This window comes from Hymenobacter volaticus, assembly GCF_022921055.1.
GTDB lineage: Bacteria > Bacteroidota > Bacteroidia > Cytophagales > Hymenobacteraceae > Hymenobacter > Hymenobacter volaticus.
Map to the genome: position 1 here is coordinate 3,501,001 of NZ_CP095061.1, position 24,018 is coordinate 3,525,018.

At 49.3% G+C, this 24,018-nt stretch carries 19 protein-coding genes and 1 pseudogene; 9 read left to right on the forward strand and 11 right to left on the reverse strand.

What is annotated here, in order from left to right; all coding sequences use genetic code 11:
- Positions 1–55 precede the first annotated feature (55 nt).
- Complete coding sequence (locus tag MUN86_RS15135) at positions 56–481, forward strand: DUF2306 domain-containing protein (RefSeq protein WP_245118903.1); 426 nt, start codon at positions 56–58, stop codon at positions 479–481.
- Positions 482–573: 92 nt separating this feature from the next.
- Positions 574–792 carry a hypothetical protein gene (locus tag MUN86_RS15140; RefSeq protein WP_245118904.1) on the forward strand — a complete coding sequence of 73 codons (219 nt, stop codon included), beginning with the start codon at positions 574–576 and terminating at the stop codon, positions 790–792.
- A 141-nt stretch (positions 793–933) separates the two neighbouring features.
- Here the strand turns inward: MUN86_RS15140 and MUN86_RS15145 are convergent, their stop codons facing one another.
- Positions 934–1,512 carry an L-threonylcarbamoyladenylate synthase gene (locus MUN86_RS15145; protein WP_245118905.1) on the reverse strand — a complete coding sequence of 193 codons (579 nt, stop codon included), beginning with the start codon at positions 1,510–1,512 and terminating at the stop codon, positions 934–936.
- Positions 1,513–1,619: 107 nt separating this feature from the next.
- Positions 1,620–2,020: pseudogene (gene mce / locus MUN86_RS15150) on the reverse strand (methylmalonyl-CoA epimerase).
- 168 nt (positions 2,021–2,188) lie between these two features.
- On the opposite strand from mce, the gene MUN86_RS15155 reads away from it, so the two are divergent.
- The 4 genes from MUN86_RS15155 to MUN86_RS15170 all read left to right on the forward strand — a co-directional run bounded on the left by MUN86_RS15155 (position 2,189) and on the right by MUN86_RS15170 (position 4,833).
- Positions 2,189–3,403 (forward strand): IscS subfamily cysteine desulfurase, encoded by a 1,215-nt coding sequence (locus MUN86_RS15155; RefSeq protein ID WP_245118906.1) that lies wholly within the window; start codon positions 2,189–2,191, stop codon positions 3,401–3,403.
- A gap of 101 nt (positions 3,404–3,504) precedes the next feature.
- On the forward strand, positions 3,505–3,921 hold the full coding sequence (iscU, locus tag MUN86_RS15160; RefSeq protein WP_243796088.1) for a Fe-S cluster assembly scaffold IscU: 417 nt from the start codon (positions 3,505–3,507) through the stop codon (positions 3,919–3,921).
- A gap of 101 nt (positions 3,922–4,022) precedes the next feature.
- Positions 4,023–4,433 (forward strand): hypothetical protein, encoded by a 411-nt coding sequence (locus MUN86_RS15165; protein WP_245118907.1) that lies wholly within the window; start codon positions 4,023–4,025, stop codon positions 4,431–4,433.
- A 73-nt stretch (positions 4,434–4,506) separates the two neighbouring features.
- Positions 4,507–4,833 carry a HesB/IscA family protein gene (locus MUN86_RS15170; protein ID WP_245118908.1) on the forward strand — a complete coding sequence of 109 codons (327 nt, stop codon included), beginning with the start codon at positions 4,507–4,509 and terminating at the stop codon, positions 4,831–4,833.
- A gap of 102 nt (positions 4,834–4,935) precedes the next feature.
- Here the strand turns inward: MUN86_RS15170 and MUN86_RS15175 are convergent, their stop codons facing one another.
- From MUN86_RS15175 to MUN86_RS15205, 7 genes are all read right to left on the reverse strand, one after another.
- A complete protein-coding gene (locus MUN86_RS15175; protein WP_245118909.1) occupies positions 4,936–5,604 on the reverse strand; it encodes a T9SS type A sorting domain-containing protein in 669 nt (222 codons plus the stop codon).
- 961 nt (positions 5,605–6,565) lie between these two features.
- Positions 6,566–9,490: a T9SS type A sorting domain-containing protein gene (locus MUN86_RS15180; RefSeq protein WP_245118910.1), complete on the reverse strand. Its 2,925-nt coding sequence runs from the start codon at positions 9,488–9,490 to the stop codon at positions 6,566–6,568.
- Positions 9,484–10,095, reverse strand: a complete 612-nt coding sequence (locus tag MUN86_RS15185; protein ID WP_245118911.1) for a hypothetical protein — start codon at positions 10,093–10,095, stop codon at positions 9,484–9,486. The genes MUN86_RS15180 and MUN86_RS15185 overlap by 7 nt, the downstream gene beginning before the upstream one ends.
- 934 nt (positions 10,096–11,029) lie before the next feature.
- Complete coding sequence (locus MUN86_RS15190) at positions 11,030–12,202, reverse strand: glutathionylspermidine synthase family protein (protein WP_245118912.1); 1,173 nt, start codon at positions 12,200–12,202, stop codon at positions 11,030–11,032.
- A gap of 126 nt (positions 12,203–12,328) precedes the next feature.
- Positions 12,329–13,033 carry a Cj0371 family chemotaxis-regulating polar lipoprotein gene (locus MUN86_RS15195; RefSeq protein ID WP_245118913.1) on the reverse strand — a complete coding sequence of 235 codons (705 nt, stop codon included), beginning with the start codon at positions 13,031–13,033 and terminating at the stop codon, positions 12,329–12,331.
- A 381-nt stretch (positions 13,034–13,414) separates the two neighbouring features.
- Positions 13,415–14,224 carry a helix-turn-helix domain-containing protein gene (locus MUN86_RS15200; RefSeq protein ID WP_245118914.1) on the reverse strand — a complete coding sequence of 270 codons (810 nt, stop codon included), beginning with the start codon at positions 14,222–14,224 and terminating at the stop codon, positions 13,415–13,417.
- A 367-nt stretch (positions 14,225–14,591) separates the two neighbouring features.
- Positions 14,592–15,467, reverse strand: a complete 876-nt coding sequence (locus tag MUN86_RS15205; protein WP_245118915.1) for an SDR family NAD(P)-dependent oxidoreductase — start codon at positions 15,465–15,467, stop codon at positions 14,592–14,594.
- Positions 15,468–15,736: 269 nt separating this feature from the next.
- Here MUN86_RS15205 and MUN86_RS15210 point away from each other — a divergent pair, with 269 nt between their 5' ends.
- Positions 15,737–16,435 (forward strand): siderophore-interacting protein, encoded by a 699-nt coding sequence (locus MUN86_RS15210; protein WP_245118916.1) that lies wholly within the window; start codon positions 15,737–15,739, stop codon positions 16,433–16,435.
- A gap of 100 nt (positions 16,436–16,535) precedes the next feature.
- On the opposite strand, the gene MUN86_RS15215 is transcribed toward MUN86_RS15210, so the two are convergent.
- Both MUN86_RS15215 and murI read right to left on the reverse strand, forming a co-directional pair.
- On the reverse strand, positions 16,536–16,961 hold the full coding sequence (locus MUN86_RS15215; protein ID WP_245118917.1) for a hypothetical protein: 426 nt from the start codon (positions 16,959–16,961) through the stop codon (positions 16,536–16,538).
- A 213-nt stretch (positions 16,962–17,174) separates the two neighbouring features.
- Positions 17,175–17,990: a glutamate racemase gene (gene murI, locus MUN86_RS15220; RefSeq protein ID WP_245118918.1), complete on the reverse strand. Its 816-nt coding sequence runs from the start codon at positions 17,988–17,990 to the stop codon at positions 17,175–17,177.
- 172 nt (positions 17,991–18,162) lie between these two features.
- Here murI and MUN86_RS15225 point away from each other — a divergent pair, with 172 nt between their 5' ends.
- Together MUN86_RS15225 and MUN86_RS15230 are read left to right on the forward strand one after the other, a co-directional pair.
- Entirely contained in the window at positions 18,163–18,396 is a 234-nt protein-coding gene (locus MUN86_RS15225) for a hypothetical protein (protein ID WP_245118919.1), read from the forward strand.
- 401 nt (positions 18,397–18,797) lie between these two features.
- Entirely contained in the window at positions 18,798–22,235 is a 3,438-nt protein-coding gene (locus MUN86_RS15230; protein WP_245118920.1) for a PAS domain S-box protein, read from the forward strand.
- Positions 22,236–24,018 lie beyond the last annotated feature (1,783 nt).

Genomic DNA, 24,018 nt, shown 5'->3' on the forward strand with positions numbered 1-24,018 from the left:
CTAAGGTTGAAGTTCACATCATTCCATCTGGTTCACCGCTAACTGGCTGCATGCTATGTATTTCGCCCCATTCTTCGCCCTGCCCACTACCTCCTTGTTTATCCGCTCGGCACTGGGCGTTCATATTGCGGCGGGCACCATTGCCCTACTCGCCGGTTTAGTGCCCATGCTAGGCCGCAAAGGTGGGGCGTTGCACGTACGGGTCGGCCGGGTCTACACGTATTGCATGGTGGCAGTGGCCGCTACGGCTGTGCTGCTCTGTGTATTTCAACCTCTCACGCAGGGCCGTTTATTTCTGACGGGCGTAGCCGTTCTGAGCTTCTACCTCAGCTTCACTGGGTGGCGAGCCGCCCGTCGGCACAGCTCCGTGCTCCAAGTTGCCGACTTAGCTTTAGGCGCCGGCTCGTCCGTGGTAGGCCTGTCTATGATAGTGGTTGGTGTGTGGCTACAAGCAGTTCTTTTTGCTTTCTTCGGGGGTTGATCTGCTTGTTTGCAGGTCTTGACACGTGGCGTGGACTGCGCACTCAACAGCTATCTAGTTCTGAACCCTGGATATTTCGTCACTTTGTCCGCATGGGCGGCTCCTATATCTCTGCGGCAACGGCCTTTGTTGTGGTGAACTTAGGCCACTGGCTACCTGCCGACGCCCCTCACTGGCTTGGATTGGCAGGCTGGATTGCCCCTACTCTACTTGGCTCCATTCTTATTTCCCGTACGGTACGGCGCTACCGGGCCCGGATGCAGGCAAATAAGCTGAACCTTGAACTACCTACCTCAATTCTTACCAAATAGCCACTTACTGTTGCCGCTAACTATAGTTGGCTAGACTTCAAGGCGCCGATAATTACTAGCCTTGTCACTGGTTTAGTTGGTTAAGCTTGGCCTCACACTATCATTCTATTTAAAATCAAAAGAAGTGTCGGTACTCCGGTTCTAGTCACGCAATACTTCCAATGCCCCATCGTCTAGCACCCGAACTACCCGTGAGGGCGTGGTTCGGGCTGTTTCGTCTTGGCGCCAATTCACGACGTAGTCAGCGTTACGAATCAAGGTAGGATTCACTTCCGAGTACAGCCCCGGCGTCGGCTCACCGCTTAAGTTGGCCGAAGTAGATACCAGCCCGTGCCCTAGTCGCCGAACTACTTTGTGGCAGAATTCATCGTTGAGCACCACCCGCAGCCCGATCGTGCCATCGGCAGCCAACAAGTTGGGCGCTAAATGACGGCTGCCAGGTACTACATAAGTGGTAGGCTTCGACTGCGCCGCGAGTAGCATCGGCAGATGCGATGGTACCACGGCGGCGTAGCGCGCAAACATTACCTCGTCTGCCACCAACACGATGCATGATTTTTCAGGCGGGCGCTGCTTTAACTTATACAAGCGTTCTACGGCTGGCGGCACTTCTGCATCACAACCCAACCCCCACACCGTATCGGTTGGGTACAGAATTACTTGCTGCAACAGCAAGGCATCCACGGCGGCATCCACTTCCTGACGGAAAAAGCTACTCATAGGTTAGATTGATTGCTGGTTGTTAACTCTTGCTTGTTGAATGTTGGTTGCTGAATTGTTTGCTAGTAGTTTTTGATCTTAGCAATCAACCTAAAACAGTCAGCAACTCAGATCGACTGGCACAACTCCACCAATACGCCATTGGCGCTCTTCGGATGTACAAAGCACACGAGCTTGTTGTCTGCCCCTGGCTTGGGCTCTGCGTTAAGCAATTCGAAACCTGCTTCACGTAGCCGTGCCATTTCCGCTCGGATATCGGTTACCTCGAAGGCAATATGGTGAATGCCTTCGGGCTTCTTACTCAAAAACTTGCTGATGGCGCTGTCGGGGAGGTTCCGGCTAGCAATTCGATCTTGGAATTTCCTACCTGAAAGAAAACTGTATCAACGGCCTCACTTGCTACGTATTCGCGCTTATAAGGCTCTTGTCCTAGCAAAGTAACGTACAGAGCAGTAGCCTTTTCGAGGTCTTGCACAGCTAAGCCTACGTGTTCGAGATTCGTTAGCATATGAAGGGCCGCCAATTATAGTACGGCTTCTTTGGATTTGTTCTACTTTTGCAGCAGCAAAGTAAAACCACTTCATTGATTTCTGTGTTCTACTTTCGAATGAATCTACACTGGTTTTCTTTGGTTGCCTCTGATTACCGGATTTCCACTGCAACCTGATTGTGCACCATGCTCAAGCTCCCTATCTACCTCGATAACAACGCTACCACGCCCCTCGACCCTCGGGTTCTGGAGGCGATGATGCCCTACTTGACGGAAGTATTCGGCAATGCTGCTTCTCGTAACCACCCATTTGGCTGGGCTGCTGAAGAAGCTGTTGACTATGCCCGCGACCAAATTGCCGCACTGATCAACTGTGATGCCAAGGAAATCATCTTCACCTCAGGTGCCACCGAGTCCGACAATCTCGGCATCAAAGGGGTATTCGAGATGTACGCCCAGAAAGGCAATCATATTATCACTGCCACCACCGAGCACAAAGCGGTGCTTGATACGTGCAAGCACATTGAGAAGCTTGGTGGCCGCGTTACGTATCTACCTGTAAACTCGGAAGGCCTTATCAGCCTCGAAGAGCTAGAGGCCGCCATGACTCCCCAGACTGTTCTGGTGACTATTATGTACGGCAACAACGAAACCGGCACCATTCAGCCGATTCGTGAAATTGCCGCTATTGCGCACAAGCACGGCGCGCTGTTCATGACGGATGGCACGCAAGCTGTTGGCAAGATTCCGGTGGACGTAATTGCCGATGGCATCGACCTGATGGCTTTCACAGCTCACAAAATGTACGGCCCCAAGGGTGTAGGAGCGCTGTATGTGCGTCGCAAAAACCCACGGGTAAAGGTTACGGCCCAGATGGACGGTGGTGGCCATGAGCGCGGTATGCGCTCAGGCACGCTGAACGTACCCGGCATTGTGGGTCTAGGCAAAGCTTGTGAATTAGCTCGCCTTGAAATGGTGGCTGATACCCAACGCCTAAGCGCTATGCGCGACCGGTTGGAGCGTGAACTGCTGACGCTTGAAGAAAGCTACGTCAATGGCTCACGGGAGCACCGCCTGCCGCACGTTACCAATATTTCCTTCAAATATGTAGAAGGCGAAGGCTTGATGATGGGAGTAAAAGACTTGGCAGTATCTTCGGGTTCGGCCTGTACTTCAGCTTCTTTGGAGCCTTCTTACGTATTGAAGGCACTAGGTTTGAGTGACGACCTCGCCCATAGCTCTCTCCGCTTTGGCTTGAGCCGCTTCACTACCGAAGAGCAAATCGATTACGCTATTAACCACGTAAAAGAAGCGGTAACCAAGCTCCGCGAAATGTCGCCGCTTTGGGAGATGTTCAAAGAAGGCATTGACCTGAGCAAGATTGAGTGGGCTGAACATTAAAATTTAGAGCTTAGGACGGAGAGCTTGCTACTCAATGAGTCTGTAACCCTCCGTCCTACATTCTGGATTCTGAACTTTGAAATCTAATTCTTAAAAAAGCCATGGCTTATTCCGATAAAGTAATTGACCATTACAGCAATCCTCGCAACGTAGGTACGCTGGACAAGAGCAAGAAAAACGTGGGCACCGGCCTCGTTGGTGCTCCCGAGTGCGGCGACGTAATGCGTCTACAAATCGAGGTGGACGAAACCACCAATACCATCACCGATGCCAAGTTCAAGACCTTCGGTTGCGGCTCGGCTATTGCGTCGTCGTCGTTGGCAACGGAGTGGCTGAAAGGTAAAACCGTTGACGAGGCACTGGCCATCGACAACATGGAGATTGTGGAAGAGTTGGCTTTGCCGCCCGTTAAAATCCACTGCTCTGTGCTAGCCGAAGATGCCATCAAGTCGGCCATCAACGACTACCGCGTGAAGAACGGCTTGCCCGCTCTGGAAGAAGCTAAGGCGCACCACTAACGGAGTAGCAATGTTCAGGAGCTAGAAGATAGAATGTATTTGCTTTAGTCAGCTGATACGCTACTTTCTAGCTCCTAACTTCTACTTGCTAGTTCTTAACAATGGACGTCTCTGCTTCCGACATACACGTTGAAAGTGCTCGTATTCAGCAGCAGATAGAGCAATATCTGGGCATAGGCCCGGGTAGCTTACTTTTCGAGTTCCGACAGTTGGATGGGTTGACTCGGCTAGATCTTATCACGGTAAACCCGCGCCACCAGCAAAGCTTCTTGTTTCGCTACGAAACGGGTTATGATAAGCTGGATGCATTGCGCAAGATGCTGACCTACGTACAGCGCTACCGCGACACTGAAAGCTCGTATACCATTCAATGGCGCGCCCGTGGCGATAAGGAGTTGCAAACTTCTTATTTCCGTGCCCATAATGCCTACGAAGCTCTCGATAAGCTCTACTACGGCCGCGATTTGAATACCATCACTGTATTCAGCGTAGTCTTAAACCCATCTTCATAAGTAGTTGAAACGGGTACTTTTTTGTTTTAACTACTGTTTACTGTTCAACTAACAATCACCGAATACCAACCCCATGATCACCGTTTCTGATAAAGCCAAAGAAAAAGTTGAGAAGCTCATGCACGATGCTGAGCTAGATCCAACTTACCGCTTGCGTGCCTCGGTGGCCGGCGGCGGCTGTTCGGGCTTGAGCTATAAGCTCGACTTCGATAACGAAGTGAAACCCATGGACCAGGAGTTCGAGGATAAGGGAGTGAAGGTAGTAGTGGATATGAAAAGCTTCCTCTACTTAGCCGGTACCGAACTCAATTTCTCCGATGGCCTCAACGGTAAAGGTTTTTACTTCGACAACCCCAATGCCTCTCGCACCTGCGGTTGCGGCGAGAGCTTCTCAGTATAAATAACATAAATATGAATGCTGCTATAGGTAGCAAGATATAGTCAGCATGAAAAAGGCCCCGTCCTACTATGGACGGGCCTTTTTCATGCTGACTATATCTTGCTACTCGCGTATAAAACGCTCGATCTTGCGACCACTAGCTGAATGTAGTTCCAGAAAGTATGAGCCTGTTCGCAATGACTGCAAGTCCACTTTGTTACCGCCACTTGCTTTGCCGGTCAGTACTAACTGCCCAAGTGAATTAAGGACTCGATATTGCACGTCGCCGAGAGTTGGCGCCAGAGTAACAAATCCGGCGCTTGGATTAGGGGAGAAGCTAGCAGCGAGTAGGTCGGTGGATTGTTGTACCACTGCTACTGGCGAGAAAGATTCGGTGTCATCATAATCGAGTTGACGCAAGCGGTAATAGCTCAGTCCTGGCAGCGGCTGCTTGTCCACCCACGAGTAGCTATGCCCCTGGCTGCTAGTGCCCTGCCCGCTGACGCGGCCAATAGTTTGAAACTGCTCAGCCGTGGCACCACGTTGCACTTCAAAAGCTGCGTTATCCTTTTCCGAAGCCGTTGCCCATTGTAGCTGGGTGCCTTTTGCTGAGAATGCTGCAGTAAAGCTTTTTAGCTCAACTGGTAATGGGGAGCTGCTGTTGCTATTGAGAGATACTTCGTCTATAGTCCATAACTCGTTTTCACCACAGTTAGCAATAATATAGAACCTGATGTACTGTATCCCTGATGGAAGATTAATACGAAAATTATCGTATCCCTTACCATTCAAGTTACGGTTGCCTGGCGCATCTCCTTCAGGGGCGGATGGCCCAGTAACAAATACCGTAGTATTGGCGGGGTTGAAATCGACAACCTTTTGTGTTCCTGAAGTAAAATTCCAAAACCCATCTCCTCCCCCGATTTTCCTCTTACACGTAATACATTAGTGTATGTTTGCCCATCATTCAGGCTTACGAACACATTTACCTCATCTTCTTGGTCCAGACCCTCGCTATCTGTGAGCCCCATGCTCCAAGTCGAAATTGGATGTAGTTACCAGTTGAACTAATTGCGGTCTGTCTGCGACGAAATAAGACAGTTTCTGTACTGTTAGTTACGCCCCACGAACTAGTGCTTCCAGTTGTGGGAGCATAATAGGGAGACCCAATGTTTGTGCCACCCTGTGCATTAAAAGCTCTTATAGTAGGGTTGCCTACATACCCTAACTCTGTATCTGTATTGTTATTAGTGCCATTGAAGCTCTGAACCACAGTTTGTGTTTGCGCTTGAGTATCCAAGCTTACTAGACTCAGTAAAGTCGAAAAAAATAGGGCAGCAATTGTGTTGCTCTGTGCAAGAGGAAAGGTGCGATTCATAAAACTGCAGGTAGAATAGGCCAATTTTTTATAAATAAAGTCTAAACAAAGTTAATTAACAATACTAGTTTATAATTATACCTATATAAATTTAAGCTATTATGATTTTACGCTCATAACCAATAGTTTACACACGCTGTTTTCTTGTAAAAATTTTAAATAATCTCATCATAAAACACTTTTGTAAGGCGAATGCTAAAACGGAATGCTATCATTTTAACACAAGCCGATTCTACATTATTAGATTATTATAACTGGCAGATGGGGATTCTTTTAATCATTTAGTCGCCATCATCGTTGATTACCAAAGTGTATTAAAAGCAAAAGCCTCCTTCATATGAAGGAGGCTTTTGTATAATGTAATAGGTGTGATACCTAGTTCTTCACCACTCTACGAGTAGTTTGTTCATGCTCGGTTACTACTGTGATCAAATAGGTTCCTGCCTTAAGCTCACTCAAATCAACTTCGTTAGTTGCAGGCAATGACAGCGTCTTCACAATACGCCCACTTAAATCAGTGATGCGAATGTTTACTGCAGCGCTAACTTGTTCCTGTGGTAAACTGATAGTCAACTTACCTGATGTAGGATTAGGATAGGCAGTAACTTCCGTTACATTCTGGCTCTTCACAGTAACAACAGGCGAGTATACAAACTTGCCATCGTTGTCAATTTGCTTGAGACGATAATAGCTCACACCTGGTAGCGGTTGCTCGTCAATGGCTTCGTAAGTGCTGCGCGAAGAAGTGGTACCGTGTCCTTCTTTAAAGAGCACAGTTGAGAATTGCTTGCCATTCTGGCTCCGCTGAACTTCAAAGCCGCGGTTGTTCTTCTCAGATGCAGTTACCCATTGCAGGTTTACTTTTCTTTTACGCAACTGCGCTGTGAAGTCTACCAATTGAACAGGTAGTGGCAATTGTATTCCAATAGGTAGGTTTGGCGTTTTGTAGTTCTCGGCCCCTCCAACTTGGTCGTTGTTGTATTCAAATCCGAAGAAATAATAAGTGGTATTGGGGTCCAGACCCGTGATAGTAGCCGTGGCAGCCGAACTAGCAAATACTACATAGTTACCATTAATTCTACTGTTCGGGTTATTCCCCCCATACTCGTTGTTATTAGGATCATAAGGCGTAGCATCTACTGGGAAAGAACCTGCCGTCAGCGTACTGTTAAGGCTAGCTATGATAAGCCTGTTTTCACCAAATCCGGCAGCCTCCGGATTACCTGGAAATGTTGACCCATCCTCTTGTTTAAAAACGATTGTAACGCTTCTTCCATCCGAAGAACGAGTCAGAGTTCCTCCAGACTGACGTGTAGGCTCTACGTCGATAGAACGCCCCTGCAAACGAGCATTAGGCCTACGATCAAATTCCACATTTCCTCCCAGGTCGGGCGTACGGAAAAGCAAGTCGGCCAAGCTTGAGCCCACCCGTGTGGGAGCGTAACGGGCATACAGCGTTATACGAGCCAAACTATCATTGCCGTCTGGAACGAGTGTAAGCGAATAACCAGTGGGATTGTTCGTTGTACCGATGTCCGAGAAGTCGGCAACCCGCGAAATCTGAAACTGTGGAGTACGGCTAGGATTCAGAGGAGAAGCCGTCGTAGGAGGCTCGGGGTCCTGGGGCACGCGCAACACTACACTGCTGTTGAGACGTGCGCCAACAATCACCAATGACTGAGCTGCCGACTGCGTACCCTTCACTTGGTTTAAAACCTCCGTAAAAGTACCACGAACGTTTACTTCCGGCTCGCTCGAGCCGTTCACTGTTACGTATTGCGTCTCAGCCGGTGCACTGCTATTGGTAACAACTTGGCCACGGTTGGTCTGAGCAGCTGGTGGGTAGTAGCGCACATATATTGTCGTTAGCTCTACATCATTATTCTGCGAAGGCGTCGACGAACCTGTAATGCGAGGCAGCACGATAGAGTTGCCGGTAACAGTACCCAACGAGTTAAATCCTCCCGGAGCGCTTAGGTTATTAGTGAGCGAAATCTGGAAGAACTGTGGCGCGGTAATGGTCAGGTCTTGCAGCAAGTTATCGGCCGACACTGTATATGACTGGATGCTGGACGGTATAGTCGGTGAAGTACTAAATTCTCTTAAGATTGAATTGGTGAGCGAAATATCAGAAATTGCCCCGGTAGGGTTATTGGCATTTATCGATACGTCAACCTGGGTTGCTCCTGTACTAGTTAAGGCAACGCTACCACTAAAAGACCCTTGGCTTACGGTGCGCACCAATCGAACCTCGATAGTTTGGTTGGTGATGTTACCTGATGCGTTGGGGTTGATGTTAAGCGGGGCACTAGCGAAGTTGCTGCCTATAACCGTAGCATTACGAATCTGAATGTTGGCATTAGACGGAGTCAATGTCAGCGGACCACTTAGATTGGTAGCACTCGCCGTAAATGTCTGGTTCTGAGTTGAACCGCTGCTAGTTATCGTCTGAAAATCGAGAGCATTCGGTGAGGCGCTAATAACCGGCATTACGGGCGCAGGAGTTCCCGAACCACTTACTGCTACAGTTGCCCGTGAGCTACCATTGCCGGTAGCTATTATGTTACCAGTAATATCTCCCGTCGTGCCCGGTACAAAGCGCACCTCGATCAGCACGTTCAGGCTGCCACTGGAAGGAGCGATAATCAATTGGTTAGGCGAAAACGTCCCGCCGCTCTGCCGGATTTCGAAGCCAGCCGATGGGGTCACGGTCACGTTTCCGGTCAGATCTTGGCCCGTTAGCTGAAAAGTTTGACCAGCCGAACTGGTGCCTACAGTCTGCGTACCAAATGCCAGCGAAATTGGGTTGGCAGTTAATATTGGCTGAGGAGCCGTTGCGCTACCCGATACGGTCACGCTGACAGTCGTTGCCCCCGTGCTGGCTACATTTATATTACGGGTTACAGGATAGGGATATGGGCCGGGAGCTGTGGTTAAGGTCGGCGCAAATATTAGGTCAAACTGAGCCGAAGCATTTCCATTGGTGTTTGGCGCCAGAGTTACCGACTGCGCATACGTGGTAGTAGTGTTTGCTGAGCGCACCAAATAACCAGCCGGAGCCGCGATTACTATGTTGTCGGTCAGGTCGCTACCGGTTACTGTCAACAAGCGGGTTTCCGACTGCTGGTTGACAGGTGTTTCCGGAAAAATCTGGTTGTTGATGGTGGCCGTCAGCGAGGGAACGTACTCACGCAGTGTCAAGTCGTCGATTCGGTACTGCCGATTACTGATTCCGGAAGGCTTACGAATTTGCAGGATCAGGTTGGTCGTTGAAGGCAAGGAAGCTGTGGTGGTTACCAAGTTCCACTGGGGTTCTCATCGGGCTCCGGAGCTGTTGGAAAAGCGAATGGAATTGCTACAAAAGCCCCCGCTGTGTTGCCGTCACGAGCTTCCAATACTATATCGCCTTCTACCCCGTCTACTGGCACGCGCAAGCCGAACGTAATGCGTTGCCGACTGTTCAGGCCAGTGGTGTTGATGTTAGCAATAGTAAGCGTATAGGTTACTGCTGGCTGTACTTGAGCAGTACCAGGGTTATTAGGGTTCTCACGGGCAAATACTACGCTTGCTCCTCCTGAGGCGTTAACGGTGGTGCCAGATCCGCTAGTATACGAATAGCCAGTAGAGCGTGCATTAGCGGGCGAACCTAATGCATTACCTGAAAAAGTGAAGGGTGCACTATTGTTGAGCCTGCTGTTGGCATCAGCAGAAGTTAAACTTTCAAAGGTTTGAATGCCTGCTGCAGCAGTTCCAAACGTTTCTGTAAAGTTTTGTGCTATGCCATTCATGGATATGGCAAGCGAGAGAATTAATGGTGCCCATAGACGATTACCTAGCACTGAGCACAGCGGCCTAACCTGCTTAAGGTAGGATCGTAGACCCTGGCTTGTGTACATTTTTTTCATATAGTTGTGAAAAGTTGAAGTTGCGAACGAAGTAATAGTTTGAGCTAAGAAAAATACGATCGTAGTCTTAACGGTAAATCTTGGGACTACATACGAGTAAATTGAATGATTGTAAGATTACGATTCTAATTTATATTTGCATTTTTCTTATAAATATTGAATTTACTCAATTATAAAACAATAAATTTACATCATATATTGTGCCAAGGTGATTATCCATTTCCTCACAAAGAAACCTATTTATCGGCACTAACCACTCAAAATCCAGTAATAAATTGAGGTACCCATACATCACAAATCCCACTTAAATGCTCTTTGCCATGACACAAATTTGCATCTAATTTCCGTATAAGCAATTATATATTAATAGGAAAAAGGTTAACATAACGACAACAGAGAAATAATTGAATAGTACAAGAGCAAAATACTAATTAGCACATCGAACAAAGCGCTCTACCCTTAGTATTTAGCCCACTTATTATGCCTTCTGCTTATTATTATGTTTGATGAAGATGGATTGGTCATTTTCATAGAAGGTAATCCAACTATGAACTCATTGAAGAATGATCTTGCATCACTTATACAAGGAAGCAGAGGACACATTTACCATAAATAGCATCCTATTTGCTTTTCATGATCTATAAGTTTACTAGACAGCATCACCTATTAATGCTTAATCAAGCTGAGTGCTTATAACTTTATTAGCATAGCAGGTATACTGTAATTGCAGTTGACTTATAGACAGCCAATAATTAGACAAGTAGTAATTTAAACATAGACTATAATTTAGTTTGTGATGCTGTCAAAATTTACATTTAACTATCCCAGTAAAATATACTAAAAACATGATTCCATGCGACTTACTTTTACATCAATAAATCATCGACAATAAATGGTTTGCAAAATCATATCACAAAACCTAGCGAGTAGCTCTTTATAAAATAATGTGCGGTACAAACTCCGATAAATTTGTAATGAACCCGGAATCACGGCGGAACCCAATGGCGCTGGCAGCACCAGCCCAGAATACTCCGGCTTGGTAGCGGCGCCCTTCAGCATCTTTTGGAAATTCAGCGAAGCGTTGGCGCACTTGGGGCTGATGAGAAAAATCACCCTCTACAGCTTGTCCAGTACGTCCATCAGTTACTTCCATTACATTTTGGCCTTCTCTACCCAAGAGAGGCTTACGAACATAGTGGCCCGCCAAATCTTGCAGAGAAGCTTCGAGTAGCAAAGGATGATGCGGAAAATTTTGCCACAACCACGCCAGAATACCTTTGCTTTGAAATAGAAGCGTATAGGGTGGATTAGCAATAACTAGGTCACGGCTTTGCAGTAGTTGAGTAAGGTCCGCGGTCAGTTCGGGTTCTTCGTCGGCCAAGATTTCCCATGGCACGAGTTTAAACAGAAAGCTAAAGCGCTGCCAGTTATCGGGCGCGGTTTCTGCCCATGCGCCTCGCTCCTCCCCCTGCACCGATATCTGCATGGCGTCAACTGAGCAAATATGCACCAACTCGAAGCCAGCTTCCGTGGCGGCTTCAGCCACTACGGCGCAATTGGCAGCATCCTCGTCGCTGTCGGGAAGGTGAACGAGCAGAAGCGTAGGCTCTAAATCACTGTTGAGCTCTAGCCATTGTGCTAGCTGGTGTTGCAGACCCTCGAAGAGGCCGTTTACTTGCCGGTCGTCCTCGGCTTGGCCGGCTGCTACTAAGCTCGCCCATTGCACCACGGCGGTTTCGGGTAGGCTGGTGGCAGTGTCGGCATTAAACTCGATTAGCTTGGGGCCATCCGGAGTATCAGCCAGATCGAAGCGGCCATATAGATGCCAATGCCGGTCGTCGTTCCAGGAGTGACGGACGGCAGCCCAAAGGTTTTCAGGAATAGCGAGCAGGCGCAGCAAATCGTCGGGAATAGAATCGGGGATGGACTGCACCATCATATCATAGAGTGAATCAGCGGCTTGCAGCAGAGCATCGGCAGTAGCTTCAGGCAGTTGCAGCGCTTCACGAGCCACATAGTTCTGGCAAGCATCTTCGATGGCCCAATCCCAACCAAGGCCGCGCACGGCAGGACTGACATCGCCAGAAAGTGGCAGCAGCTTTATCATCTCTAGTAAAGGAGCAAATTAGTAACGAGGAGAAAAGCGCGAAAAGCAAAGAATAAGGCTTAGCACTACAGCTGAGTGCATTATTGCTATGTTCACTCCTAACGCATAACAAATAACGTTTAGCTATTACCCACCAAACCCGCCGAACCCTCGGCTACTCGCACGGCTGCCGAAGCCCGAGCTACGCCCGGAAGGTGCCGTGCTGCGCACACTGCTCCGGCCGAAGCCAGTAGTGCGCGTGACGCTGGTACTAGGCCGGATACCTGCCGAAGGCGATGTGCGGCTACCTCCAAAACCTCGCCCAAAAAAGCCCCGGCCCTGGCCGCGCTCTTGCGCGACACGGCTGCGCCAACCGTTGTTTTGCTGAATAATGCCCGGATTGGCGTAGGCGCCAACATTGGGGGTCAGAAAACGACCGGCCATGTAACCAATACCGCCCCACATCAAAATATCCATCATGCCAGTGCCGCCAGCACGGTTTTCAGGATACGCACGGCTGTAGTCCTGCATTTGTTTCTGCAAAGCTTGGCCTTGTAGCGTATCGACTTTACCGTCGAAGTGCTTGAGCACGGCGGCAACCTGCTCTTTGCCAGCGGGCCGCTCGGCCGTAATTTTCCATTGGCCAGGTTGCACCTCCGTCATTTCGGTGATGACGCCTTCCGAATACGAATCAGAACTGGTATTACCACTGGTCCATTCGCCATCCGCAGTGCCGGTTTGCGAGTCGGAATTACTGGAACAGGCAGGCAGACCAACACCTAAACTGGCCGCCGCGGCAACCATCAGTACGTTGCGACGCCAGTCGCCAAGGCGGAAGTACGGTTTATTCATGGCTGGGGATGCTTGTTGCAGGTTGGTTTTAGTGGTACTAACGAGAGATACAGAAAATTAAGTCAAGCAATTGAAGCTTACCGACCAATTCCTCTGTGAACCTTGAAGTAAAGGTATTTTAAAAGAAAAAGCCGAGTACTGCAAGCCCTGTGACATGATGTCCCGGTTGTATCGGCTTTGGCGCAATTGTTAAGATTTGTTACTTAATCGCACCCTCGTTGATTTTATTACACTCCTTAAATCAGATTTCTTAACTAAGGCTTTCCGCCGCTACATATCGTGCACTATCAAACACGAGTGTATTTGCTCCTTGTCTGAGCAAGCGCCGAAAACCAAGAGCCCACAGTTAGATAGCCGCGGGCTCTTGGTTTTCTATTTCTTTTAAATTTTAGATGGGGCCAACCCGTACATTTTCTTGAAAGCGAAAGAGAAATGCGAGAGGTCTTCGAAGCCTAGTTCCAGATATACCTCTGAAGGAGCTTTGCCCTTCTCTTTGATCAGATAATAGGCCTCTTGTAAGCGTCTTTGTTGCAGCCAGCGGCTAGGCGACAGCTGGAATATCTTTTCGAAATCTCGCTTGAAGGTGGCTAGACTGCGGCCCGTCAAATAAGCAAACCGTTTCAATTCCACTTTAAAATGGAAGTTTCGGTTCATAAACGCTTCCAAGTCGAGTTTGCCGGGCTCGGAGAAGTCAAACAACACGTCTTTTAACTTCGGATTGGATTTGAGTAACAGCATAACAGCTTCTCGCAGCTTCAACGACAGTAAGCCCTCATTGCCGGGCTCGGCCAGTTGCTCGTAGGGCCTCAATGAATCAAGGTAGCTTTTGTAGAGTTGGTTAGGAGCTAGCTCCACGGTGGCCTCGCCGGGAGGTAAATGCTTGTCGGCGTGGTAGCCATATTCCAGGCTGATACTGCGCAACGTTTCTTGGTCCAGCGAAACAGACAAGGACTTGAACTCGCCGTTCTCGGGTGGGCGCTTCTCAAACTTAAGCAGGTGGTTGCGCTTGATGAAGCGGATGGAGCCTTCTTTAAAGGTATGTTGCTGGTTGCCGTCGTTGGTGATGAGCGTGCCAGCTATCTGAAAGCTAAGAACATGCTCCGGTACAAATTGCTCGCCCTCCCTGCTTCTACTGAAGTAGCAGGAATACAGTATTGGCGGGCGTTTCTGGTTTTCTTTTTGGATAAGCATTTCGATGCTACGTATAAATAACAAGGCCGCAGCAGGCTCGGCCCAACAAGTCTAGGCACATTCCCAAACCACCAGCTCAATTTGGTTCAGGCGTTGCACTTCTGTTGTGGCAAAAACTGATGCTGGACAGAATTACGGACAGCTGCTGGCAGCAGGCTAGGCGCTTGGTGCAGTCTTCATTGCCTGTAGCGTAGTGCAAGGTAGCCGCACTGTTGGTAACAGTGCGGCTACCTTGCACTACGCTACAGGCAATAATTTACCGGATGTCTAGATAAATCTCTGGTAATCAGCAACGCTTGCTTACTCGGCTTGTAAGTACTCTAGCTAGAAGCACTGTACTTACTCAAGTAAGCAGGATTCGGCTACACTACTTTTTGATGTAGGTTTTGCCTAGTTCGGTTTCCAGGAAGTTTTCAGCCTCATCATGGTCGGTGGATACACTAACGGGCAACCACTGCTCGAACTCTGCTTGCCGGGTGGCGTCGGCGTGTTTCAGAAAGGCGACGGCTTCGCTGCCGAGCACGAGGTGCACAGGTGGCGCGGGATGTTCAACCAAAGCCAGCATCACCTGCGCAGCTTTGTCAGGGTCGCCCATCGGAACGAACTTGCCACTGGCAAAGAATTCGGCCCGCGAGTTAACCAAATCATACCCTTCTAAGGTGGGGGCATAGCTCATAGAAGCGCCGGCCCAATCGGTGCGGAAGCCACCGGGTTCTACCGACGTGACGTAAATACCAAGCGGTGCTACTTCCTTAGCCAAGGCTTCGGTGAAACCACTTAACCCAAATTTGGCGGCCTGATATATTGTAATGCCTGCACTGCCTACCCGGCCACCGATAGAGCTTATTTGCAGGATACGCCCCGAACGCTGCTTGCGTAAGTACGGTAGCACGGCGCGAGTCATGGCAATAGGGGCATACAAGTTGGTTTCCAATTGCGTGCGAACCTGTTCTTCGGTGTAGGCCTCAGCGGCTCCCGTGATGCCAAAACCTGCGTTGTTGACTACCACATCCAGACGGCCAAAGCGCGCTACGGCTGCAGCAACCGCCTCCTTGATCTGCGTTGAATTGTTGACGTCTAGCGCCAGGGGCAAAATCTGGCTGCCGTATTGAGCGACGAGCGGCGCCAGTTGCTCGGGATTACGAGCCGTAGCTGCTACTTGTCCGCCACTTGCCAACACTGCTTCTGTTAAACTACGGCCCAAGCCGCGCGAGCTACCCGTGATAAACCATACGTTGTTCATGTCTTTTAGAGCTTTAAGTACATCACAAAGGTCCGGCTACAAACAGGCGGCTACTTTGTTGAAAAGCTCAAATATGGTTTGTTGAAAAGCTCAAGAAAAAGCGGTGGAGTTGTTGCACATTACTTAATGAGTACACTGGCCTAAGCCAATCGGTCATTTTAGGATTTAGCAGCAAATGCACAGCTTTTATAAAGTACAAGCGTTGGCTCACCGTCAGCACCAGAGTTGGCATCCCATCTTCGGTGTGCTTTATTTCCTTCTATTCCCTCATGGGTTTACTTGATTCCTTGGCCAAGCAAGTACTTAAACGTGCTACTATCACGCGCGTAGTACCCATTGCTCGTCATACCTATCACCTCACGCTTCAAGGCCCTGACCTAGCCGATCTGAACTACACACCCGGCCAAACGCTGAACGTGTTCTTCGACTTAAGTGGTCCTGAAGCAGCGTTGCGTAAACGCACGTATTCTATCTGGCAGTACGATCCCGAAGCGCTAACTCTGGAACTGGCAGTGTGCACCTTCTCGAACGGCCCCGGCGCCCGGTGGGCTCAGCAATGCCGCCCCGGCGACGACGTGTATTTCAACGGTCCGGGGGGCAAGTTTGTGCTCGACACCACAGCTGCTAGCTATTGCCTGCTCGGTGATGTAGCCACGTTGTCGCACCTATATGCTTTGCGTCGTCAGATACCGCCGAACCAGACCGTTTTTAGCTTGGTGCATGTCCAGAGCCAAGACGACTGCTTTCCTGACCTTGATGGTAGTTATCCGCTGCACTTTGCCCTTGCCAACCACCTATCAGCACCCGAAGTATTAGCCGAAGTAGCGGCGCAAGGACTGCGTTCGGCAGCGGGGTGCATGTTTTATATCGGCGGTTCCCAGGCACTGTGCGTCGAAACGCATCAGTTGCTACGCAAGCAATGGCACGTACCAACCGCTCAACTCAAAGCCAAGCCTTTCTGGAAATAGAACATAAATGACGCCATGCATAACTGCGTCTGCACAGCAAAGGCCAGCGAAACCTGCTTTCGCTGGCCTTTGCTGGTTGCGTATGGCGAACTGTGAGCTACTATACGCGCGTCAGGTAGATACTAAAGCGAGGAGTGTTGACTGTGTGGTTGCTCCCTACTATCACAACTTGCTCGGGAGAATTGAGGATGTGCGGAGCTAGCAAGATGCCGTTGTTGTCGATCTGCCGGTTCAGAACTCTGGTGCAGTACGAAGTCAAAGAAAAGTCATAAGTACCTTGGTCGAGGTTGGTGCCAGCCGGTTGACTACGGTTGTTGGATGCTGTAATCTGCGTGCCATCTGCTATGGTGAGCAGCCCTCTATTTTGGTTGCCGCGCCCGGCTAGGTATAGCGTGAGGCTAGAAGGGGGTGGGAAATACCGGTTTTCGGCGGCCGACACAGTTTCCTGCGTCATAACGGCCGAATTCACGACACGAGTACCGCTGAACTCATTTATATCTAGCAAGTGCGGAATCTCCACTTTCATTTGCAAGCCTAATTCCTCTGTATGAACGCCTCGGCAAAAGTACAGGCACTTGGCACAGCTTGCAGATAAGTGGCCAGGCTACCCAACGAACTGCCATTGCGCACGGCCTGCAATTACTAGAAGTGTTGGCTGCCCCCGGCCATCGACAAGCCTCTTACGGCTAAGAGTGGCTAGTAAAGGTCTTTGGCGTCGAGCTATTAGCAGTTCCTATCGTTATTCCCACAGCGGATAATGCTCTAAGTGCACTTCTTGCTCAAAGAAAATGCGCGTGCTTTCTTCAAACGAACGGGTGAAGTCAGAAACGTAAAAATGGTGAGCCGGGGGCTGCGAACCGGGTAAGGCCGCTAACTGGTTTTCATCTAGGTATTTTTTGACGTGGGCAGCTACCACATCCGAAGCGTCCAGCACCTCTACTTTGTCTTGGTAGTACTCGGCAATCTGCTTTTTTATCAACGGGTAATGCGTACAGGCCAGCACCAGTGCCTCAATACCGTCTAGGGCGGAATTAGTGAGGTAGGAGCGAATAATGCTGTCCGATATGGTATTCGCAAAAAACCCTTCCTCGATCATAGGCGCCAGCAGCGGTGTGGCCAAGCTTTGCAGTTGCACACCGGCATCCAAGTCGTCTATCTTTTTGCGATATACGTTGCTGTTTACGGTTTGCTTGGTGCCAATCAGGCCCACGGTACGGCCAGCATAAGCAGCCCCCACATGCGCCACAATCGGGTCGATAACATTGAGTACGCGTGCTTTAGAGCCGACATATTCGCGCACCAGTTCGTAAGCGGCCGCCGATGCTGAATTGCAAGCAATAAGGATGACCTTACACTGCTGTTTAAGCAGTAAGTCACAGATTTTCACTGAGTATGCTTGAATGGCAGCCGTGGATTTGTCGCCGTACGGCAGGTGGGCTGTGTCGCCAAAATACACGAGCCGCTCGTGGGGCAACTCCCGGGCTACGGCGCGCGCCACCGTAAGCCCGCCAATACCACTGTCGAATACGCCGATGGGCCGGGTAGTGAGGTTCATTATAAGGGTGACTTATGAAGAGGAATGAGGAAGTAGGCCGTTAACGACGCTACTGTTAAGCTTAAAGAATTGTTACGCCCGCAAAGTTGTCGTTTTCTAATAACTCACGCTGAATTCATCCTTTTTGCTTGAATATTAATTGTTAATTGCCCGCTGAAAATTCATTGATTCTATGAGCATCATTCTGGCAGAAATCGACCACGCCTTGGCGGCCTTCGATTCCACCCAAGGCCGCCCGGTTGCTATTGAATTAGGCGAACGAAAGTACACTCAGCTTATCCTAGATGTGGCGCATCTACACGCCGCCGGTGGTGACTTGACGCATAATACAGGCCGCCCCCTGGCTTACAGAGGGCTTGAAATTCTGCGTGATGATATTCACATAGATCGAGTACGAGTTATATAAATCATCCCCTGTATTTACGCAGTTAGCTTAACATTAACTTCCTCAAACAGTAGTATTTATAGTAATCCATTCCTAGCATATTACCACTTCAACTGTACTAGTGCTTACAATCTTCCTGATGAGCTTACTGGAACTCAAGGACTAATGAAAATTTAATTTTTATTAGCTTAGAGTATAGTAACCGTCTCGATAGAACAGCAAAAAGTTAAACTTGCACTCTGTCTTATAAGTGTATAAAGTTGGCTTGCTAACTTTATAATTAAGGATAATGTGCAATCAGTGCTATGGAAGAAGCAGGTGTTCATACGTTTTCAATAAATGCACAGACGTGGCCGCAGAAGCAGGCCGAATCCTCTTTGACAATTACCCACGCCCCTGAGCAATTAACGCAGGCCCTTGAAATGGTGCAATCTGCTTTCACAGCGGTTGCGCTACTAGATGAGCAAGGGCAACTTACTTGGGTGAATGAAGGCTTCAGTACGCTAACTAGCACTACAGCCTATAAGCTCCTAAGACAACCTCTCTGGGCTGTATTACCCCCCGAACCTAGCAGCACTGCCCCAGCCCTCAACCCTTTGGAATGCTTGGCTTCTCTGTCAGCGTTCCAATACGAGGGCTTAGCGCGGGACGGCAAAAACCCCGCCCGCTGGATACACATAAAGTTACAACCTGCCCCCTCGCCTACCCCGGAAGGCCGAGCCTATTTTTTTGCGTTTCTAGAAGACATCACCAGCAAAAAACAAGCTGAAGCCGCTACCGCAGCCCACGAAGCCCAACTACGCTACCTCAACGAACAGGTGCCGGGCGTGCTGTTTCAGTGGCGGGCCAACCACGACGGCACATCCCGCCTCACCTTTATCAGCAGTACTGCGCAGGAAATCTTCGGTTTTCTGCCTACGCAGCTTGATGAGATAAAGGAGGTGGTTCACCCCGATGATAAGAAGGCATGGGATAAGTTTCTTTCTCCTTCTGACAACAAAGCCAGTATAAATACTTTTGAAGGGCGCTTCTTGGTCCCCGACCAATCCTTGCGCTGGTGCAGTGGCAAATACCAAGCCTCTGTGCGCGACGCGGAAGGAATTTTGTATAGTGGCATCCTGCTTGACGAAACGCCGTTGCGAACAGCCGAAGAAGCCATTCAAGACAACGAGCACCGGTGGCTTTTGGCCATCGAGCGTTTTGGTGACGGAGGCTGGGAATTCAACTACCAGACCGGAGACGACTACTTCTCGAATGCTTATCGGGCGATGCTCGGGTATCCCGACGAAGATTTTCCGGAAGGCTTGCATGCTTGGCACAACCATGTGCATCCCGACGACATAGCGGCCAGTACAGAGGCCTCAGATGCTTATCTGCGCGGTGATGTGCCTATATATTCGGTGGAGCGCCGCTTGTTGTGCCGCAACGGCGAGTACAAGTGGGTGCTGACTCGTGGCCTTGTTACCAAATATGATCCGGATGGCAAACCGCTCATCATGACCGGAATGCACACCGATATTTCTGAAATCAAGAAGGCCAACATAGCCATTGAAGCCACAACACGGCGCTTATCAACCACCATTGCCAACTTTCAAGAAGGCATTTTGCTGGAGGATGAAAACCGTCGAGTGGTACTAGCAAACGAGGCTTTCTGCCGCATGCTGAACCTAGACAAGAAACCCGAGCAATTGGTTGGGGTCGAAACTATGTCGTTGGTAGCAGCCAAAGCAGCAACTACAACGGAACCAAACTGGCTGATTGGAAGAGACGGCGAGCGGTTGAAGCAGAACGCTATAATTGGCGAACTACTCCCGCGTAAAAACGGCCAAGTATTTCAGCGCGACTTTATTCCGATTTACAGCAACAATGCCTCACTAGGTTACCTCTGGAAGTTTCAGGACGTTACCGAACAGAAAGACGCGGAGGAAGCCCTGAAACGGCGGGAAGAAAAGTATCGGCGCATCATCGAACAAATGAAGTTGGGTTTGGTGGAAACCGACCTCGCCGATGAAGTGGTGTATGTCAATCAGGTTTTCTGCGACACGCTAGGCATATCCACCACCGAAATGGTTACCCAGGATTTCCTGCGGCCACTGCTGACGCAGGAAACTTCGCAGGTGGCGCGCGAGGGGGAAGATGCTTACGAACTGTCGGCACGCAGCCAGGACGGCAGCCAGAAGTGGCTGCAGGTCAGCCGGGCTCCGGTATATGACGACGACAAGCAGATTATCGGCACTATCCGCATCACACTCGATATCACGCACCAGAAAGAACTGGAAAACAAGCTACGCAAGGCCAAGGAGCAAGCCGAGGAATCGTCTAAGGCAAAAGAGCTGTTTTTGGCTAATATGAGCCACGAGATTCGCACGCCCATGAACGCCATTCTGGGCATGAGCCAGCTCCTAGCCAAAACCCCGCTCCGCCCCGACCAGGACGACTACCTACAGGCCATTGCTACCTCGGGTGAAAACCTGCTGGTCATCATCAACGACATTCTGGATCTTTCCAAAATCGAAGCCGGCCAACTACAGGTCGAAAAAATTGGTTTTGATGCTAGCCAGTTGATGGCGCAGATCGAGAAAACGCTGCTGTATAAGGCGGAAGAGAAAGGCTTGTCTTTCATAACGGAAGTTTCGCCTGAGTTGCCACAAGTGTTGCTCGGCGACCCCTACCGTCTCACGCAGGTGCTCTTAAATTTGGCAGGCAATGCCATCAAGTTCACGGAGAGAGGCTGCGTTTCTATTTCCTGCGAGCTTATCAGCCACGCGGCCGACTCAGCGGAAATCAAGTTTACGGTGGCTGACACGGGTATTGGTATCGACCCGGCCTATCTGCACAATATCTTCAAAGAATTCAGCCAGGAAGATTCTTCCGTCACCCGGAAGTTCGGCGGTACTGGTCTGGGCTTGAGTATCAGCAAAAGCTTGGTGAGCTTGATGGGTGGTGAATTGCAGATCACAAGCGAAAAAAACAAGGGCACGGCCAGCACCTTTTCACTCTTTCTGGTGGAGGGGGCAGAAACCGATATGCCACGCAAGGAAGTAGCTGATCATCGGTTCCGTGAAAAGCTGCGGGGCAAAGAAGTGTTGTTGGTGGAGGACAACAAGTTCAACCGTCAAATTGCCAAAGCGTTGCTGACCAACGCGCACATCAACGTAGCCGAGGCTGAAAACGGGGCCCTAGCCGTAGAAATGGCTCGAACCCATCAGTACGATCTGATTTTGATGGATGTACAGATGCCCATAATGAATGGGTTGGAAGCCACCAGTGTATTGCGTCAGGAATTGGCCCTTACCACGCCAATCATTGCCCTAACGGCCAATGCCATCAAGGGCGAGCGGGAAAAATGCATAGCGGCCGGCATGAACGACTACTTGGCCAAACCGTTTCAGGAAGATGAACTGCTGAACTTGATTGGGGACTGGGTGCTAGACACGCCCCAACAAGACTTAAACATCCCACGAGCCGCACCGGCAGCAATAGTCACCAATCTGCCCCCAGCCCTCTACAAGCTCGACCTCTTATACCAGATTGGGCAGGGCGACGAGGATTTTGTGGTACTCATGCTCGAATCCTTTATCGAGAGTTGCGAGGAAGCAGTGCACGACCTAGGTGAAGCGCTCCGCACCCAAGATGCCAAGCTGCTGCGGGCCACTACGCACAAGCTCAAGCCTAGCCTCGACCACCTGCACATGCACCAGTTGCTTCCGCTTGTAGAGCACTTAGACCAGTGGCATGCTCCGTTCGATGCAGAGTTGTTACCGCCTCTTATCGAAGAGGTTGTAACGCTACTTCAGCAAGTAATCATGCAGATGAATAGTGACCGTCTGGATAAGGTTGCCAAACAGCAGGCACCCTAATTCGTTGCAAGCTTGCAGTAAACTACACTAAACAAGAAGCAGAAAGCCCGCACAAAATACTGTGGGGGGGTGCTAGCCCCAACAAACTAGAGGAATGCCTTCTTGTTGTGCCGGTTGGTTTTCTCGTGATAGTCCTTCGTGAACTCGTAAAACTGGAATGGATTGACATTACCACGTTCTACTTTCCAGAACAAGAAGTACTAAAATAGGGTACTCACGCATGAAGAAATCGAAAAGCCGCTCAGTTTGATAGTCGATCCAAACGAACTCCTGCTGTATAGCTGGCAAAACGTATTTGCGCTATTGAATAGCTGTGATAGCAGCTGTAATGGTGATGGCAGTTTGGTAAGCTATATAGTATGGTCACATAAGATACTGAGACGTGAGTAACTATGCTATACAGGTAATCAACTACTATGCGAAAGCAGATTTAAAGCTACCTCAACCTACAATGTATTAACTAGCCTCCATTAAGGCATTTATATACACTATAAGCCCGACACTTGCGGGCATGATAAAGCCTCCAACTAAGATCGACAACCTCATTCTTTCGAGTACATACCAGACTTTGGTAAAGAATCCCCCGCATAAGCAATTTCAACTGGACCTCCTAACCAGCCCACTCTACCAATTGAGCTGAGGGCGCAGGCTGTATTCGTATATCTGGTATGCTCATGGCAATGGTCTCATTAGCGTTGCCGACTTAGCTCCCGCTGCACCTCAACCGCCTCCTCTTCACCCCATCTGATCATTAGCATATGGGTGCACACGAATAGGAACAGCCCCGAAAGGAGCAGCGGAACGAGCGGCTGCTGATATTCGATTGCTGCTTTTGCGTAAAGGGTAGCACATCAGGGTGCCTCTGAAAAAAATCCCGACGCCGCTTTCTTGGAACCATATGACATGAAGCGCAACCGAAAACTTAAGACTACCAAGACCACGGTCAAAGTCAAAACCAACTACACCAGCATAAAAACCACCGTCTCGAAAGACTAGGCGGATTTTCCTTTAATTCCAACTACCTACTACTTCTTTCGTAGCCGGGTAGCCCGGTAGGTCCGTACCTTGGTTGGCAGATAGCCCCGGCGCTTCACTGATTTCTGGGAGTTGGGCGCAGAATTGCGTACCGGGGATAGTAGTTTCGAGGTGCCGGGGGTAGGGAGTCCGTTGAAATAGTGGTTGTGTGCCCGTTGGAATCTGTTACGGGTTGCGTAGAAACTTCCGGCTTAGCAATAGCCGCAGCCGGTACACTGTAAGCCGTACGTCTATTTGCTGGTGAGGAGATAATAGTCTCTGTCTGGGTGACGCAAGCAGTAGAGGATACCAGCAAACTTATCGACAATGCCAAGATAACAGCTATTTTCATGGACAAAGGGTATGGATTCAATACAAGTATAACCCCTTATAAGCGCCCATAATAGAGGTTTAGTCATAAGCACCAATATAGCTAATATATTATTGGATAAATGATGTACACTATGCCAATAGCTTGAGCAAATTGTGCTTGTGTGGTGATAGCCAGTGTTAACTAGTGTTTTAACACTCATTTCATTAATAAGATTAAACTGATTATATTTTACTATTAAATCATATAGTTGATAAAGATTGCTAATTTTTTTACCCTTACCTTAATTTATTTAGCTTTTTTTCACAGTAATAACATCACTGATAAGCAATGGCCTTCGTTGTATTAGCATTAAATCAGTTAGTGATATTCTTTGCAACCTACTACGCTACCAAAATAGTAAACCGCAGGTCCGAGCGAAAAATCCTACAATTACTA